The following is a 15,948-nucleotide window of genomic DNA, read 5'->3' as shown; positions in this document are numbered from 1 at the left end:
AGCGTCACCTCCGCGCGACTGATTGAACACGCGATTGTTAAATCTGAGTTCCAAAGGCACTTATGGTGATCAAACGCCTTTACATGCGCATGTCAGGCATAGCAGGGTTCCGATCGGGACCACACGGTCCCCTCGGTGCACAACAGCACCGTGCGTACGGGCGGTTGTAGCCGGCCGCCCCTGCACCACTAAGGACCCTCCATAGTGCGTACACCCCACATACGCAGCCTGGCGATAGCCCTGGCCGTCACCACGGCCGCGACCATCGCGGCAGGGGGCGTGGGCACCGCCTTCGCGACCCCGGCCGCCACGGGGACTTCCTCCGTCGCCTCCACCAAGGCCGCCAAGTCGGTCGTGGACGCTGCGCGCGCCGCCGCGTTCGCGCACGCCTCGGCCACCGGTGTCTCCAAGGACGACACCCTGACGGCCACCGACGCGCTGGTCGACGCGGACGGCAAGTCGCACGTCCGTTTCGTCCGCGCCCACAAGGGCCTGCCGGTCCTCGGCGGCGACCTGGTCGTGCACCTGGACGCCAAGTCCAAGTACCTGGACGTGACCCGCGCGGTCCGCCACCAGGTGCAGGTCGCCTCCAGCACTCCCAAGCTGACGGCCGACCAGGCCAAGGCCAAGGCCGCCTCGGCCGCGAAGGGCGACGCCGGCACCGCCGAGCTGGTCGTCGACGCGCGCGCCGGCCGCACGGCGCTCGCCTACCAGATCAAGGTCAGCGGCAGCAAGACCACCGAGGCGGGCGGCGCCCGTACGGTCGTCATCGACGCCGCGACCGGTGCCGTGCTCAGCAACACCCCGGTCAACGACGAGTTCGTCTCGCCGCGACTGAAGAAGACCCTCAAGCAGCGCGGCGAGACGCTCGCTCCCAAGACCGGGGCCGCCGCCGCCACGTCCAAGGCGACCGCCTCGGCGAGCACGGCGTTCGGATTCAACCCGCCGAAGACCGTGGGCATCCCCTCCATCGGTACCGGCTCCTCGATCTTCGTCGGTCAGGTCCAGCTCAACACGCTGAAGACCGGCAAGTCCTCCTACCTCCTCAAGGACGCCACGCGCGGCAACACCGAGACGCGTGACGCCGGTGGCCAGGAGCTGGAGCAGTTCGCCCAGGGCAAGCTGCTCACCAACAACTCCAACACCTGGGGCAACGGCTCCACGAGCAACCGCCAGACGGCCGCCGTGGACGCCCAGTACGGCATCACCAGCACCCTCGACTTCTACAAGAAGGTGTTCGGCCGCAACGGCATCAAGAACGACGGTGCCGGTGCCCACGCGCTGGTGCACTTCGGCTCCAACGTCGGCAACGCGTTCTGGTCCTCGGACTGCGGCTGCATGCTCTACGGCGACGGTGACGGCGAGACCTTCACCAAGCCGCTGGTCGTCCTCGACGTCACGGGCCACGAGCTCACCCACGGCGTGGTCGACGCGACCGCCAACCTGCAGCCGACCCGGGTCGACGCGCAGGGCAGCCAGTTCGGCGAGGCGGGCTCGCTGAACGAGTCGCTGGCGGACATCTTCGGCAGCAACGTCGAGTTCCAGACCAACAACCCGAACAACCCGCCGAACTACCTGATCGGCGAGAAGCTCGGGCTCGCGCAGACCTTCCTGCGCCGCCTGGACAAGCCGTCCATGGACCAGCTGGAGGGCACGGTCGACTACTGGTCGCCCGCGTCGTACGACACCGAGGTCCACGCCGGTTCCGGCGTCTCCTCGCACGCGTACTACCTGCTCGCCGAGGGCAGCGGCCAGAAGACGATCGGGAACGTCCAGTACGACTCCCCGACGTACGACGGCTCGACGGTCACCGGCATCGGCCGGGACAAGGCGACGCAGATCTTCTACCGCGCCCTGACCCGCTACATGGTCTCCTCGACCGACTTCCACGACGCCCGCGTCGCGACGCTGAAGGCGGCGTCCGACCTGTACGGCGCGAACAGCACCGAGTACAAGACGGCCGACAAGGCCTGGGCCGCCGTCAACGTCACCGTGGCGAACACGCCCAAGCACTGACGCCTGACGCGGTTCACCAGGAGGCGCCCCCGCGGGATCCGCGGGGGCGCCTTCGGCGTACTCGGGCGACGGCTACGCGTGCGGTGGCGGCGCCTGAGTGGTGCAGACGAGCGGGGTCCCGATGGGCACCAGGCGTTCCACGGACCCCGGTCGGCCGTGGGTGACGGCCAGTTGGGCCGGGTTCAGATAGCCGATGAACAGCTCGGTCCCGGCGGGCATCGCCGAGCGCGTGAAGTCGAACACCACGCTCCCGTCGGCCTGCCGGTGCCCCTTCATGACCCGCCGCACCCCCGGGCCCGACCCGCTCGGATCGAGGCTCCCGTCGTCGTGCGGCCCCTTGCAGAACTCGCCGACCTTGATCAGTACGGGGAAGCCCGCCTTGCGCAGGGCCGCCTGCAGGCCCGCCGGGTCCTGGAAGTACTGCTGCTTGGACCAGGTCAGCCGGACCGTTCCGTCGGGCCTGCTCTCCACCTCGTACGCCGCCGTCCGGATGTGCACGGGCGCGGCGCCGGTGGCCGGGCTCGCCTGCGGCGGGGCGGTCGAGGGGTGGCCGTACGTCGGGACGCCGAGGGCGAGGCCCGCGGCCGCGGCGACGGTGGCCACCCCCGCGATGCGCCGCCGGCGCCGCCGGGCGCGGCCCGCCGCCTCGATGCGCTCGACCGGCGTGCCCATGGTGACCCCGTCCATCGAGTCCCGTAGCGCGTCCAGTACGTCGTGTGCTGCCTGTGTCTCCATGTCGGTCATGGCCCAACCTCCGGTCGGTCGACGGTGACGAGATGGCCGCGCAAGGTCGCGACGGCCCGCGAGAGGTGGGCGGTGACGGTCCCCTGGGCGATCCCGAGCACCTTGGCGGTGGCCTGGGTGTCGAGGTCGAGGAAGACCCTCAGCGCGATCACTTCCCGCTGCCGGCGCGGCAGTTGACGCAGCGCGGCGAGCAGTACGGGGTCCAGGCCGCTGTCACCGGCCGAGGTGTCCGCGACGTCGACGCCACCGTCCAGGGCGACCTCCCGGCGGCGCCTGCGCCACCACGAGACCCGGGTGTTGAGCGCCGTACGCACGACCCACGCACGCGGTGCAGGATGCCGGCCGACCTTCGGCCAGGCGGTCCAGGCCCGGGTGAAGGCCTCGGCGACCAGGTCCTCGGCGAGCTGACGGTCGCCCACACTCGCCAGGACGGTACGCAGGCACGCGTCCCGGCTGTCGCGGTAGAACTCCTTGAACTCCAGCTGCTTCACACCCCCTACACGCCCGGGGGCGGCGAACCGCTTACCTCATCCCCCGACGAATTCCCGTACCCACAGTGGCGCGGGTCAGGGCGGTGGTCAGCCCGTCTCCAACGGCCTTGCGTACGTGACGTATTCGCGGTGCGTGGTGAAGCCCAGGCGCTCGTAGAGGCCGAGCGCGCCGGACGGGTTGGCGGTGTCGACGGTGAGCGAGGCGCTGTCGTAGCCGAGGGCGAGGGCCGCGTCCAAGGTGGCGGCCATCAACGCGGGGGCGGCGCCGAGCCCGCGGTGGGTGCGGCGGGTGGCGAGATAACCGATGTGGCAGTCGCGGGTGCCGTCGGCCGCGGTGTCCGCGTCGTACTCCTCGGCGATCAGATACGCCACGACCTCGTCGCCGTCGAGGAGCAGCCGCGAGAGGTGCGGGCGGAACGAGCGGGCCCCCACGACCCACGTCCGCCAGTCGGTCGCGTCCAGCTCCGTGAAGTCCCAGTGGTCGCGGAAGGCGTCGTTGTGGGCGATCCGGGTCGCCTCGTCGTAGGCGGGCTCGAAGGTGACAAGGCGCAGCCCGGCGGGCACACCGCCCGGCATCGGGCGGCTCGCGTCCAGCGGGTGGGTCATCTCGAACCACCACCGGCAGGCGCTGAAGCCCGCCTTCGCGGCGAGCGCCTGAAGGTTGTCGTCGCCCGACTTTCCGCTGATCAGAAGCTCGCCCGGCAGGTGGATGAAGTCCTGGGCGTATCGCGCGCGGGCGCGCACGTCCATCCACTCGACCAGATGCCCGCCGAGCCCCAGGCGCCGCCAGCGCGGGCGGACCGCCGCGTCGCCCCGGAAGCGGGCCGCGTCCACCGCACCGTCGGGCGCGTGCACCAGCGCGTACGCCGCCATCCGCTCCCCGTCCCACAGCGTGAGCGTGTCCTCGGCCAGGTCCAGCTTCGGGTTCTCCAGCTCCTCGGCGAGATCGTCCGCGTCGACGTGGTGGCCCGTTTGGTCGACACGTTCCGTGTCGTCGCGCAGCTCAAGCCAGGCAGGCACATCGGCCTTGTCCATCGGCCGCGCGAGCAAACCCCCGGGTGCGGATGTCGGCGTGTTCACCGCTCCATAGTCATACGTACGGGACGCCCGCGCCCATCGAGAATCCGTCGACCACTGATCCGTCCGGGTGGAGTGCGGGAGAATCGGTGCCCGGTTAGGCATATGAAATGACCACACCTGCCAACGTATGGCCCCGTGCCCACCGAATCCGTTCCCGGTCCCGCGCACGGCCGTGCCGCACCCCGCCGGGCCGTGCTGCGTGCCTCGGTCGCCGGTGCTCTGGCCATGATGGCGGCGTCGCCCGCCCACGCGGCCGGGTACGCCCCGCGCCCGCTGCCCGGGCCTCGCGCGCACCAGGCGTCACAGACCCAGATCCTCGCCTGCGACCAGGCGTCCCAGTCGGTGCTCCTGCTCGACGCGACCAGTGCCTACTGGCACTCCGGCGGTTTCGACGGCTACGCGCGCGCAGCCGATCTGGTCCCGCTCTGGTCCTGGTCGCCCGTCGGCGACTCCGCCCTCGACGACCTCGACACCACCACGGCCTGGCAGAACGTCAGCGAGGCCAAGGCCCGCTTCCCCGCCACCGGCCCGCTCCTGCTGACCTGCGCCTCCGGCGGCCTCGCGGCGGCGGTCCACCGCAACGACTCGACGGTGTACTGGGCGACCGCCCTGCCGTCCGGCACCAACCCGCACAGCGTCGAGCTGCTGCCGGACGGCAACATCGCGGTGGCGGCGACCACCGGCGGCTTCGTACGCGTCTACACCGCCTCGCAGGGCGAGCGCTCCGACGTGTACGCCGAATACGAACTCCCGGAAGCCCACGGGCTGTTCTGGGACGGGGCGAGCGGGCTGCTATGGGCCCTGGGCGACACCCGACTCGTCGGCCTCGCCGTGGGCGGCACCGCCGCCAACCCCCGGCTGACGGCAGCGCGTACGATCGCCCTGCCCGAGTCCGGCGGCCACGACCTGGCGAAGGCGGTCGGCACCGAGGGCGGACTGTGGGTGTCGACGAGCGATCATGTGCACCGGCTCAGCGTCCGCGACGGCCGGTTCTTCCCGTTCAGGCGCCAGGGCGGTATCGATCTGCCGACGGTCAAGAGCGTCAGCCAGAACCCGGTGACCGGGCAGGTCCTCACCGTCAGCCCCGGTGCGGGCTCGCCCTGCGCCTGGTGCACCTCGCACATCCGCTTCCACGGTCCGGGCGACGAGGAAGAGCTGAAGGGGTCGAGCCTGTACAAGGCGCGGTGGTGGACGGCCGACGCGCCCTGACGTCCGGCCGCCGGGAGAAGCGGCCGGACGCGAGGGTGCACTCGGTTCACTGGCGTACGGTCCAGTGGTCGTTGGCGCCGACCTGGAGGAACTTCAGGGGCGGGCAGAGGAAGTCGCGACCGGACGGGTTTGCCTCGGTCCACGGGGAGTCGCCCGGCCGCGCGGGGTTCCAGGCGCCGTTCCTGCGCAGCTGGATGGCGCTGCTGTCGAAGACCGTGTTCCTCGCCTCGGTGCAGAAGTAGCCCACTCCGGTGGCCGGGTCGGTGCTCGCGTATATCTCGAAGATGTCCCAGCCGTAGTCGAGGTCGCTCTGGTCGGTGCCGGACTGGCGGTAGAGCAACTCCCACTGCGCGGTGGCGTAGTTGTACAGGTAGGACGACCACCGGTTGCCGGAGCCGGTGTCCTTCACCAGCTGGATGCTGAAGGACGGGCGGCCGCCGACCGTGGTGGTGTACTTCGTACGGAAGTCCGCGTCGATCGGCAGGATCTTGGCCGGTCCGCCGTCCTGTGAGCACCAGTCCCACGCCCACAGCTCATTGCCGCTGTTCCAGTACGCGGTGACCACCTCGATGCAGGAGTTCTGGGCCTTGGTGGTGGGTGCGTAGGTGAAGTTGTCGGGGCCGGTGACGTGGTAGGCGGGGTCGACGCTGTGGGTGGCGGTGATGCCGTCGTGGGTGCCGGGCTGCGGGAATATCCCCCACCAGTTGTGCGTGAGGTCGGCCGCGCGCATGTGGCGGTGTGCGGCCCGGCCGTCCTTGAGCGCCTTCACGGCCCGGTCGCGGCCGGCGTCGTGGCCGGGCACGCGCGCGTGGGCGACGGTTCCGTGGTGCGGGGCGTCGGGCGAGGGTGCGGCGCCGAGGGGGCGTGCGGCGGCACTCCCGGCGCCCGGCAGCGCGCCGAGCGCGGCGGCGACCACGAGCAGCGCGGCCGCGAGGACGGCTCTCAGGGATCTGGTGGTGGATCTCGCGCGCGTGTGTCTGTTCACGTGGCTCCTCCAGTACCGGACGGGGCGTCCGGACGTCATGGGGTACGACGGTGGGGGGTCGGAGCACGGCTCGCGGGCAGCGCGGGGTGATGCGCCGCGACGGAACCGGGTGAGCGACTAGTAATGTCCATGTCATTGACAGAACTGTCAATAGCCGCCGGGGACACCGGGAACACACACGTTCACGCGGGATGCTTTCGCGCCGCAGGGCCCGCCCCGAGCAGCATCGGGACAGGCCCTGCATGGCGAGCGTTCAACCCCCCGCCGGCGCTACTGGCCGCCGTGGTCACGACATGGACACTCCCGCCCGCACCGGCAGCGGGCCACCGTGGGAGTCGGAGTGGCCGCGAGCAGCAACCCCACGGCCCGGTCCACGTCGTAGCCTTCTAACTCGGTTCCTTCCGGCACGAGTTGGTAGGTACGCGAGAGGAAGACCGCGACGTCCTCCAGGCCCGCGAGGAGGTCGGCGCTGCCCTCGTCCGAATCCAGCCTGATCCGCAGCCCCCCGTCGCCGCAGTACCAGACCCGTACATCACCGAGGCCGACCGGACAGCGCGACAGCAGGCCCTCGGCCACCAGGTCCCGCCCCATCGTCCAGGTGGTGTGCGTGCCGTTGCCGCAGACGAAGTCCACCGACACCGCGAGCGGGTCGTCCGGGTCGTAGGTCATCACCGCTTCCACCGGGGTCATGGCATCACCCCCCTCGTGCAACAGCTCCACATACAGCGGTACGCAGATCTCTTTCATGATTCCCCCCTCGGGACGGCATCGGCGTCGCCTCTATGTCCCCTATGACGAAACGGGCAGTGGTGTTAGTGACGGATTCCACCACCTCACATACGCACCGCGCGCCCGAACCGACTCAACTGCCCCGATCGACCACCGGAAATACGTAGACGCGCCCCCGGTCAAGGGGGCGCGCCGGACATACGAGCGAATCAGCAGGCGCCTTCGTCCTGCCAGACCCCCCACTCGCCGGTGGTGCCGGGCTCCTCGTTCTGGGTCCACCACTTGGCGAGCCACTTGTGGCCGCTGTGGGAGACCTCGTTGCCCTTGGTGTAGACGGCCGTGGCGCTCCAGGCGGCCACCGCGCAGGTGCCGGGGGGCGAAGTGGGCGGTGTGGTGGGCGGGTTGGTGGGCGGCGGTGTGGCACCCGCGAAGGTCACCGAGTACTTGGCGAAGTCCCAGTCGGCCTGCGCCACACTGCTGCACGTTCCGGAGGTGGTGCCGTTGTTGTCGGGCGGCGAGCACTGCCGGTCGCGGTTGAGCGACCAGAACGTGAAGCGGTCCATGCCATGGCTCGTCGCATAGTCGAGCACCGTCTGGAAGTCGGCCTGACGGAAGTACTCGCCGCTGTCGCTGCGGCCGTTCATCCCGGAGAAGCCCTCGTGGGCGTAGGCGGTCGCCTCGTTCCAGCCGAACGTGGACTGGAGTATGGAGTTGAAGTTCGTCAACGCGCTCGTCTGGGCGGCGGCCCCGCTGAACCCGCCGTCGAACGGCATGATCGAGAAGTTGTTGGGCACGAACCCCTGCGCCTTGGCCTCGTTGAGCATCTGCTTGCCGAACCACCCGGTGCCGTCGGCGGTCCCGGCCGTGGTGACCGAGACGTACAGGCCGGGGTTGTTCTGCTGGAGGATCTTGGCCGCGCCGATCTCATGGGCGATGGCCGTGCTGTTCTCGTACTCCGGCTCCTCCAGGTCGAAGTCGATCGCCTTGAGCTGGTACTTGGTGATGGCCTGCTGGTACGCGGCGGCGGTGCTCGCCGCGTCGGAACAGTTCTGGCCGAGTTTGGTGCCGCCGTAGCCGCCGACGGAGACCGATACGTCGCCGCCCTTGGCTCTGATGGAGTCGATGACCCCGGCGACCGCCGTGTCGGAGGAGACGGGCGCGGTGCCGCCCCATGTCGGGCTGCAGCCGCCGCCGTTGGGTGCGAGGACGAAGGCGAGCTGGAAGGCCTTGAGCCCGGTGGCGTCCATGATGGCGGCGGCGTTGGGCGGGTTGTTGTCGAGCGGCATGAGGTAAGGCGCCGCCGCGTACCACCGGTTGCTCAGGGCGGTCGCGCCGGAAGTCGCCCCGGCGGCCTGCCCGGCGACGAAGGCGGAGAGGCCGGCCGTGGCCAGCGCGGCGGTGGCGGCACCGCAGAGGAGCGCGCGAAGACGCTTCATGTCCAGGTCTCCTGGGTGGGGGGAGGAGTCCCGAGGGATCCCGATCGGACCCCGAGGGGGGATGGGTTCCCAGCAGAATCGAGCCGTGTCCGGGGCACGTCAACGACTTGGACTAGACCATGGGGAATCCTTGAACGTACAACGTACGAGCGGGAGTACGAGCCTGTACGCGCCCCATGACGCCCCTGCCGACGCCCCTGGCGCGCCGCGCTCCTCTCATTGTCAGTGCCGCGAGAGATGCTTGACGGTCCGACACCTTCACGCCGGATACGACGCACAGGACAGAGACGAGGAGAAGCCGAGATGACCGAACCGGAGCGCACGGCCGCCAAGGCGTACGTCCGGCTGCTGCGGACCACGCAGGCCGTGCTCGCCGACCCGCGGACGGCCCCGCGCGCGCTTGCGCTGCTGGCCGGGCCGATGGCCGAGGCGGAGGAGTCCCTGCGGGCGGCGGGCCTGGCGGGCAACGAGGCCAGACTGTTCGCCCTGGTGGAGGACCTCCAGACCGATACGTGCGCCTCGGGTCCATGACGGCGGGGCGCACCTGCCACTATGGGGGCTCCGGGGGCGACGGCGATCGGAAAGGGTGCACGCCATGCGGGACTGGGTTGCCGAGCTCGGGCTCGAACCCCACACGGAGGGCGGTTACTTCCGCCGGATCTACACCAGCGCGCACACCCTGTCGCTGCCCCGGGGCCCCCGGCCGACCGCCACGTCCATCCAGTATCTGCTCACCCGGGACGAGCCGCGCGGCCGTCTGCACCGCAACCGCAGCGACATCCTGCACTTCCTGATCGACGGCGGACCGCTGGAATACGTCACGCTCACCCCGGACGGCACGCTCGACCGCGTCCGGCTCGGCGCGGACGACGAGAGATTCCTGCTCGTCCCCGGCGGCCACTGGAAGGCGTCCCACCTCGTCGACGACGCCGCACAAGGCCTGGTCGCCGAGGTGGTCACGCCCGGCTTCGACTACGCGGACCACGAGTTCGCGACGGAGGCGGACCTGCGCGGCTTCCCGGAAGCGATCGACGCGCTCCGGCCATTCCTGCCCGCGTGACCCGCGCGCGGCCTCTCCCGCGTGTTGCAATCTCGCCAATCGGAGGCCGTGGGTCGCTTTGGCGGTCTAGACCAATGATACAAAGGCAGTCGCTCCACAGAACCATTCAGACACCCGCAGTGATCACTCCAGGGAGACACATGCCCGGCACACATGGTCATTCCCTTCCCCCCGTTCCCCGATACATGGAGATCGCCCACGACCTCAAGTCCACGATAGAGTCCGGCACTTCGACCCCCGGCCGACGGCTGCCCGCCGAGCGCATCCTGGCCGAGCACTACCGCAGCAACCGCCAGACGATCCGTCAGGCCCTAGACGTACTCCGGCAGGAGGGCCTGATCAGCACCGAGAAGCGGGGCTCGTTCGTACGCGGCGACCGCCCCGGCGAGGCGCACGCGCGGCTCCTCCAGGCGCCACCGGAGGCGCAGTTCCCGCTGGGCGCGCTCAGCCCCCGCGCGGGCGTCCCGGCCGCCACCCGGCTCGTCTGGGAGCCCACTCCCGCGCACTACGCGGCGAAGCTCGGCATGCGGGCCGGCGCCCGCACCCTCGTCCACTACTACGTGGCCTCCGCCGCCGACCGGGTCATCCAGCACGCCGTCAGCTACCTCGCCCCCAGCCTCATCGCCCAGATCCCCCTGCTCGCCCGCTACGAGCGCACGCTCTCCCACCACACCCACAGCGATCTGCGCAGGCTGTACGCGTGGGCGGCGGACGCGGGGCTCAGCCTGGAGCACAACGAGCAGCTGATCATGGCGCCCGGCGACGAGACGTCGAACGGCGTTCCCCAGCTGGAGATCCACCGTGAGGTGCGCGACCAGCACCACCGCACCCTGGAGATCACCCTCCTCACCTTCCCGCACGCCGAGCAGGGCCCCGTCTACCACTTCAGCTCCCCGGCCCGGGATGTCCGCCCTCCGCTGTGAGGATTGCCCTTCCTGGCCATGCCAAGATCATGGAAGACGGGGCTCACCGCCCTGGCGGCCGGGTTCGCGGCCGTCGCCGGATCCCTGGTGACGGCCGGTCCGGCGCGGGCCGCAACGCCGTTCGCACCGCTCGACACCGGTCGTTCAACGGCTGACCTCGCGCCCCGACTGCAGCAAGTACGGCACGTCGATGACCGTCACCCCCGGGGTGAACAGCAGTCGGGCCTTCAGACGCAGCGCGTTCTGGTTGTGCAACGGCTGCTCCCACCAGTGGCCCACGATGTATTCGGGGATCACGACGGACACCACCGACTCGGGGTCCGCCGCCGCCACCTCCTGCACATGGGCGATGATCGGGCTCACCACCTCCCGGTACGGCGAGTGCAGGATCCGCAGCGAGACGCCGAGCTCGTGCTCGTCCCACGCCCGGCGCAGCCGTTCGGCGTCCTCGTCGGCGGCGGCCGTGAGCGCGGTGAGCGTGCTGGGCCGCAGGGCCTGGGCGAAGCCGATCGCCTTGAGGGTGGGGGCGTGCACCGAGGCGACCAGGACGATCACATGGTGGCGCGCGGGCTTGCGCGGCCGCGCGTCCGGCGCGACGGCAACCTGCCGGGCCACCTGATCGTAATGGCGTCGTACGCCCTTCATCCCCACGAACAGCAGGGGCATCGCGATGATGACCAGCCAGGCGCCGTGCGTGAACTTGGTGATGAGCACGATGACCAGGACGAGGCCCGTGAGGGTGGCACCCACCGCGTTGATCGCCAGGGAGCGGTGGATCTTGTGCCGCTGCGCGCCCGTCGGATTCGCCGCCAGCTCCTTGCGCCAGTGCCGGACCATGCCCGCCTGGGAGAGCGTGAACGAGACGAAGACCCCGATGATGTAGAGCTGGATCAGCCGGGTGAGTTCCGCGTCGAAGGCGACGATGAGGCCGATCGCGGCGAGGGCGAGCAGCACGACGCCGTTGGAGTACACCAGCCGGTCGCCCCGGTTGTAGAGCTGGCGCGGCGCGTACCGGTCCCGGGCCAGGATCGAGGCGAGCATCGGGAAGCCGTTGAAGGCGGTGTTGGCGGCGAGGATCAGGACGCCCGCGGTGAACGCCTGCACCAGATAGAAGAGGATGTCCACATGGCCGAAGCTGGCCCGGGCGATCTGGGCGAGCGCGGTGGACGTCGCCGTACCGGCCGGCAGGCCCAACTCGGTGGGATCCGCGGCCACATGGACCTTGTAGACCAGGGCCAGTGCGGTGATCCCGACGAACATCGTCACCGACAGGAAGCCCATGGCAGCCAGTGTCGCGGCGGCGTTGCGGCTCTTGGGCTTCCGGAAGGCGGGCACCCCGTTGCTGATCGCCTCGACACCGGTGAGCGCGGTACAGCCGGACGCGAACGCCCGCATCGCGAGCAGCACAAGGGCGAGCCCGGCGTACGTACCCGCCTGCTGGATCGGCAGATGCGCGGACTCGGCCCGGATGGTGGTGCCGCCGGCAAGCCGGATCCCCGCGATCAGGAACATCACGTAGATGATGGCGACGAATCCGTACGTCGGGATCGCGAAGATCCGCCCCGACTCGCGCACCCCGCGCAGGTTCAGCAGGGTCAGGATGGTGACGAAGCCGACGGAGAGCGCCACTTGGTGGTCGTGCAGCGAGGGGACCGCCGAGGTGATGGCCTGCACGCCGGAGACCACCGACACGGCGACGGTGAGCACATAGTCGACCAGTAGGGCGCTCGCGGCGGTGAGGGCGGCGGTGGCACCGAGGTTCTCCGAGCTCACCACATACGCGCCGCCACCGCCGGGGTAGGCGTAGCAGGTCTGCCGGTACGAGGCGACGACCACGACGAGCAGGAAGACGATCGCGGCGGCCGCGTACCAGGCCAGATGCAGCAGGGTGACGCCGCCGAGCGCGAGGACGAGCAGGATCTCCTCGGTCGCGTACGCCACGGAGGAGAGTGGGTCGCTGCAGAAGATGGGCAGGGCGAGGCGCTTCGGCAGCAGCGTCTCGCCGAGCCGTGAGGTGTCGAGCGGTCGACCGACAAGTACCTGTTTGGCATTGAACCTGCGCATTTGCGCATCATCGACGTGGTGGAGCCTGCCGTGGCCGCACGACACGGCCGGGGTGGCCATCCGTGTGTCCGCCCCGGCCTGTGCCGCGTGTCGGTACGGTCCGGGTCAGCGCCTGGTGGACGCGGTGGCGGTCTTGTCGAAGCTCAGCGGGGTCCGGACCGTGCCGGGGCCGTGGTAGCGCGAGGCGAACGCGATGAGCTCGCAGGTGTCCTTGCGGCAGTCGACCGCGTGCCCGTCGATCGTCGTGAACGCGACCGAGAGGGTGCTGTCCTGGTCGATCCGGCCGTCGTCGGTCGTCGCGGGCGGCCGCGAGCCCGGGCGGCAGGCGAACGTGTCGGTCGCTCCGGCAAGGCATTCCAGGACCGGGATGTGGTACTGCGGCTCGTACCTCCGCCCGGTCACATGGACACTCTGGCCGTCCGTCAGACCGCTGTCGGGCGTGGCGTGCAGCGTCGGGGGCGCCTCAAGGGGCGCGTGCGGCCTGAAGCGCAGGGGCACGGTGGTGAGCACGGCGCCCGCGTTGTCGGTGAGCGCCAGCAGACACTGCTCGGCCGCCGTCGCACTCCGGCAGTCGGCGGGCCCGGCCGGGGTGTCCAGGCGCGCGTACAGCTTCTTCGGCGAGAGCTGGTACGTACCGTCCGGGTAGACACGGAACTGGCGCCCGGTGTTCTCGTCGCAGGCCGTTCCGCCCTCTGCCGTTGCCACGCACTGCTCGACCCGGACGTACTCCTTGGGCGGGCCACCGGTGATACCGAAGCTGACGATGTCGCCGTCGCGGATGCCGGTCGTCTTGTTCACGGTCAGTGCGGGCGCGGCGGCTCCGGTTATGGGCGCGGCCGAGCTCGGCTGGGTGCCGACCAGGGTGAGCGCGAGGGTGCCGCACACGGCGGCGGCGCCGAAGAGCGCGCGTCTGCGTCGGGTGCGTAAGGCGGTACGGGTCATTGGCTCGGCCTCCCAGCCGGTTGAGGGACGTGAGTGGTGTTGTCCGGCGCTCAGGCGCACTGTTGCGTGGCGCACAGCTCCCAGGAGCCCCAGGCACCCTGCGGGGCGAGCTGGGTGATCTGCCAGTAGCGGTCCCGATTCCACTCGCGGACCGTCAAGTGCAGCCGCCCGTCCGGCAGTTCGTCGACCGTACTCGGCTGGCTGAGCCCGACATTGGGATCGGGCACCTTCCCCATCGACTCGACGGTCCCCCAGTCGATGCTCGGGGCGCGCTGAGTGCGCAGCTGCATCGAGCTGCCCGTGGCCATGGTCGACGCGAAGGCGTCGAGACTGCCGTCCCGCTCCTTGAACAGCACGACGCCGCCCATGTACGGGGAGGGGACGAGCCCGAACGGCTCCGGCGCGGTCCACCCCACCTGGTCGTCCTCCACCGAGTGGCAGAACTGGCCGTAGGTCGCGAAGAGCAACTCGATGCTGCCGTCGGTGTTCTCGGCGGCGGTGACATAGGGCGCCTTCGGACCGACGGTCGCGGCGCTGACCCGCACCCACGGCCCGTACGCACCGTTCGGCTCCGACTGGTCGCGATGCCAGATGAAGGGCAGCCCGCCGGTCGCGGTGGAGTCGTAGAACAGCTGGAACTGATCGACCCGCCCGTCCGCACGCGGCACCGAGAACAGGCTCCCCGCGACGGGGCTGCTGGCGAGCCCCTGCGCGCCGTTGTCCATCGCGCAGGCGACAGTGGCCGAGGCGGCCTCCGCGGTGGAAGCGGTGGCCGAGGCGGCCTCGGCGGTGGAGGCGGTGGCTGTACCAGCCGCGCAGAGGAGGCCCAACGCGATGGCTCCGCACAGTAGTTGCCTCAACGGTCTTCGGGTCATCGGCATGATCTCCTTCTCCCGGCGCGTGGGGCGACGCGCCGAGCACCGCCCAAGCCGGACAGCATCCTGCTGTGCCGATGACGGGGCGGCCAGAGCACCTTTCGGTCATGGCGTCGTCCGACGGCCACGCAGGCGGAATGCAACCGGAATGCAGCTCGTGTTGCTTGTCATGACTTCGTCGATTCACACTCTGCTGTCACCGTCCGGCGAAGAGCCATCCCCCACAGGAGGACACCCGTGTCAAAACCCCTGCCCAGGCGCCGATTTCCCGTAGTCCTGCGCACCGCGCTGGCCGGCGCGCTCGCCGCCGGTCTCGTGCTCGTCGGCACCGCCGGCAGCCAGGCCGCCTCCGCCACTGGAACCGCCGGAACCGCCGGAACCGCCGGGACCGCCGGGACCGCCGGAGCCTCCGGAACCGACGGCCTGCCGCTGTCCGGCGCCACCTCGTCGGGTCTGCACAACACATACGACCCGGCCGCGTTCAAGTATCTGGCGCAGGCGCTCGACACCGGCACCTCCATGATCGAGCTCGATGTGTGGGACGACTTCATCACCAAGGAGTGGAAGGTCAGCCACTCCAACCCCCTGGGCAACAGCAACAACTGCGTGAACGCCAGCACGCCCGCGCAGCTCTACTCCGGCGGTGCGAACAAGGACCTGGAGAGCTGCCTCGACGACGTACGCGTCTGGCTCGCGGCCCACCCCGGGCACGCGCCTCTCATGATCAAGCTGGAGATGAAGGCGGGTTTCCAGGCCCGCTTCGGCCTCGGCCCGGCCCAGTTGGACCAGACGATCAGCGCCCACCTCGGCTCCGCCGTCTTCCGCCCGGCCGATCTGCTGGCCAAGCCCGGCGGCGGTCAGTACGCGACGCTCGACGAGGCGGCCACCGCCGGGAACTGGCCCACGCGCGCGCAGCTCGCCGGAAAGGTGATCCTGGAGATCATCCCGGGCACGGTCGAGGAGAACAATCCGACCGACACGCTGTGGACCGACAAGGAGTACGCGACCTACCTGCGCGATCTGCACACCGCCGGGCGCACGGCCCAGGCCCAGGTCTTCCCCACCGTCCACAACGCCCAGAGCGGCGACCCGCGCACCCGCTACTCGGACACCTCGCTCCGCCCGTGGTTCGTCGTCTTCGACGGTGACGCCGCCACGTATCTCAACGGCACGATCGACACCGCGTGGTACGACGCCCGGCACTATCTGCTGGTCATGACCGACGCGCAGAACGTCGCACCGGCCCTCGACGACAAGAACCCGTCCCCGGCCGACGCCCAGGCCCGAATCGCCCTGCTCGCCAAGTCCCACGCGACCATCGCCTCCAACGACTGGACCGCGCTTCCCCTGGTCCAGGGCCTGACGCTGCCGCGAGGCTGACGTCCGAGGGACGC

At 70.3% G+C, this 15,948-nt stretch carries 15 protein-coding genes; 6 read left to right on the top strand and 9 right to left on the bottom strand.

Features of this window, described 5'->3' with window-relative positions:
• Positions 1-204: 204 nt before the first annotated feature.
• Positions 205-2,016 carry a M4 family metallopeptidase gene (locus BG418_RS01350; protein WP_188271751.1) on the top strand — a complete coding sequence of 604 codons (1,812 nt, stop codon included), beginning with the start codon at positions 205-207 and terminating at the stop codon, positions 2,014-2,016.
• Positions 2,017-2,088: 72 nt separating this feature from the next.
• On the opposite strand, the gene BG418_RS01345 is transcribed toward BG418_RS01350, so the two are convergent.
• The 3 genes from BG418_RS01345 to BG418_RS40695 all read right to left on the bottom strand — a co-directional run bounded on the left by BG418_RS01345 (position 2,089) and on the right by BG418_RS40695 (position 4,331).
• Positions 2,089-2,760: a hypothetical protein gene (locus BG418_RS01345; RefSeq protein WP_188271750.1), complete on the bottom strand. Its 672-nt coding sequence runs from the start codon at positions 2,758-2,760 to the stop codon at positions 2,089-2,091.
• Positions 2,757-3,251, bottom strand: a complete 495-nt coding sequence (locus BG418_RS01340; RefSeq protein WP_188271749.1) for a sigma-70 family RNA polymerase sigma factor — start codon at positions 3,249-3,251, stop codon at positions 2,757-2,759. The genes BG418_RS01345 and BG418_RS01340 overlap by 4 nt, the downstream gene beginning before the upstream one ends.
• An 87-nt stretch (positions 3,252-3,338) precedes the next feature.
• Positions 3,339-4,331 (bottom strand): GNAT family N-acetyltransferase, encoded by a 993-nt coding sequence (locus BG418_RS40695; protein WP_188271748.1) that lies wholly within the window; start codon positions 4,329-4,331, stop codon positions 3,339-3,341.
• Positions 4,332-4,466: 135 nt separating this feature from the next.
• Between BG418_RS40695 and BG418_RS01330 the strand changes: the two genes are divergently transcribed.
• Complete coding sequence (locus BG418_RS01330; protein ID WP_188271747.1) at positions 4,467-5,540, top strand: DUF6528 family protein; 1,074 nt, start codon at positions 4,467-4,469, stop codon at positions 5,538-5,540.
• A 46-nt stretch (positions 5,541-5,586) separates the two neighbouring features.
• Here the strand turns inward: BG418_RS01330 and BG418_RS01325 are convergent, their stop codons facing one another.
• From BG418_RS01325 to BG418_RS01315, 3 genes are all read right to left on the bottom strand, one after another.
• Entirely contained in the window at positions 5,587-6,525 is a 939-nt protein-coding gene (locus BG418_RS01325) for a carbohydrate-binding protein (RefSeq protein ID WP_317453459.1), read from the bottom strand.
• Between the two features lie 270 nt (positions 6,526-6,795).
• Positions 6,796-7,272 carry an SsgA family sporulation/cell division regulator gene (locus tag BG418_RS01320; protein ID WP_188271746.1) on the bottom strand — a complete coding sequence of 159 codons (477 nt, stop codon included), beginning with the start codon at positions 7,270-7,272 and terminating at the stop codon, positions 6,796-6,798.
• A 191-nt stretch (positions 7,273-7,463) separates the two neighbouring features.
• Complete coding sequence (locus BG418_RS01315) at positions 7,464-8,690, bottom strand: carbohydrate-binding protein (RefSeq protein WP_188271745.1); 1,227 nt, start codon at positions 8,688-8,690, stop codon at positions 7,464-7,466.
• Positions 8,691-8,993: 303 nt separating this feature from the next.
• Between BG418_RS01315 and BG418_RS01310 the strand changes: the two genes are divergently transcribed.
• From BG418_RS01310 to BG418_RS01300, 3 genes are all read left to right on the top strand, one after another.
• Complete coding sequence (locus BG418_RS01310) at positions 8,994-9,221, top strand: hypothetical protein (protein WP_188271744.1); 228 nt, start codon at positions 8,994-8,996, stop codon at positions 9,219-9,221.
• A 64-nt stretch (positions 9,222-9,285) separates the two neighbouring features.
• Positions 9,286-9,750 (top strand): cupin domain-containing protein, encoded by a 465-nt coding sequence (locus BG418_RS01305; protein WP_188271743.1) that lies wholly within the window; start codon positions 9,286-9,288, stop codon positions 9,748-9,750.
• A 185-nt stretch (positions 9,751-9,935) separates the two neighbouring features.
• Complete coding sequence (locus tag BG418_RS01300) at positions 9,936-10,673, top strand: GntR family transcriptional regulator (protein WP_188271742.1); 738 nt, start codon at positions 9,936-9,938, stop codon at positions 10,671-10,673.
• 144 nt (positions 10,674-10,817) lie between these two features.
• Here BG418_RS01300 and BG418_RS01295 read toward each other — a convergent pair whose 3' ends face one another.
• The 3 genes from BG418_RS01295 to BG418_RS01285 all read right to left on the bottom strand — a co-directional run bounded on the left by BG418_RS01295 (position 10,818) and on the right by BG418_RS01285 (position 14,554).
• On the bottom strand, positions 10,818-12,737 hold the full coding sequence (locus BG418_RS01295) for an APC family permease (RefSeq protein WP_188271741.1): 1,920 nt from the start codon (positions 12,735-12,737) through the stop codon (positions 10,818-10,820).
• Between the two features lie 105 nt (positions 12,738-12,842).
• A complete protein-coding gene (locus tag BG418_RS01290) occupies positions 12,843-13,679 on the bottom strand; it encodes a neocarzinostatin apoprotein domain-containing protein (protein WP_188271740.1) in 837 nt (278 codons plus the stop codon).
• A 50-nt stretch (positions 13,680-13,729) separates the two neighbouring features.
• Positions 13,730-14,554, bottom strand: a complete 825-nt coding sequence (locus BG418_RS01285) for a hypothetical protein (protein ID WP_188271739.1) — start codon at positions 14,552-14,554, stop codon at positions 13,730-13,732.
• A gap of 315 nt (positions 14,555-14,869) precedes the next feature.
• On the opposite strand from BG418_RS01285, the gene BG418_RS01280 reads away from it, so the two are divergent.
• Positions 14,870-15,934, top strand: coding sequence for a phosphatidylinositol-specific phospholipase C domain-containing protein (locus BG418_RS01280; protein ID WP_398997511.1), 1,065 nt, complete (start codon positions 14,870-14,872; stop codon positions 15,932-15,934).
• Positions 15,935-15,948: the final 14 nt, after the last annotated feature.

It is taken from the genome of Streptomyces sp. CBMA152 (assembly GCF_014596475.1).
Lineage (GTDB): Bacteria > Actinomycetota > Actinomycetes > Streptomycetales > Streptomycetaceae > Streptomyces.
The sequence above is the reverse complement of the archived record's forward strand: the minus strand, read 5'-3'. Positions and strand labels throughout refer to the sequence as shown.

Coding starts and splice junctions, on each gene's coding strand:
- BG418_RS01315 (WP_188271745.1), bottom strand. CDS start 8,690: ATGAAGCGTCTTCGCGCGCTCCTCTGCGGTGCCGCCACCGCCGCGCTG.
- BG418_RS01300 (WP_188271742.1), top strand. CDS start 9,936: ATGGAGATCGCCCACGACCTCAAGTCCACGATAGAGTCCGGCACTTCG.
- BG418_RS01345 (WP_188271750.1), bottom strand. CDS start 2,760: ATGACCGACATGGAGACACAGGCAGCACACGACGTACTGGACGCGCTA.
- BG418_RS01320 (WP_188271746.1), bottom strand. CDS start 7,272: ATGAAAGAGATCTGCGTACCGCTGTATGTGGAGCTGTTGCACGAGGGG.
- BG418_RS01295 (WP_188271741.1), bottom strand. CDS start 12,737: ATGCGCAGGTTCAATGCCAAACAGGTACTTGTCGGTCGACCGCTCGAC.
- BG418_RS01305 (WP_188271743.1), top strand. CDS start 9,286: ATGCGGGACTGGGTTGCCGAGCTCGGGCTCGAACCCCACACGGAGGGC.
- BG418_RS01290 (WP_188271740.1), bottom strand. CDS start 13,679: ATGACCCGTACCGCCTTACGCACCCGACGCAGACGCGCGCTCTTCGGC.
- BG418_RS01310 (WP_188271744.1), top strand. CDS start 8,994: ATGACCGAACCGGAGCGCACGGCCGCCAAGGCGTACGTCCGGCTGCTG.
- BG418_RS01285 (WP_188271739.1), bottom strand. CDS start 14,554: ATGACCCGAAGACCGTTGAGGCAACTACTGTGCGGAGCCATCGCGTTG.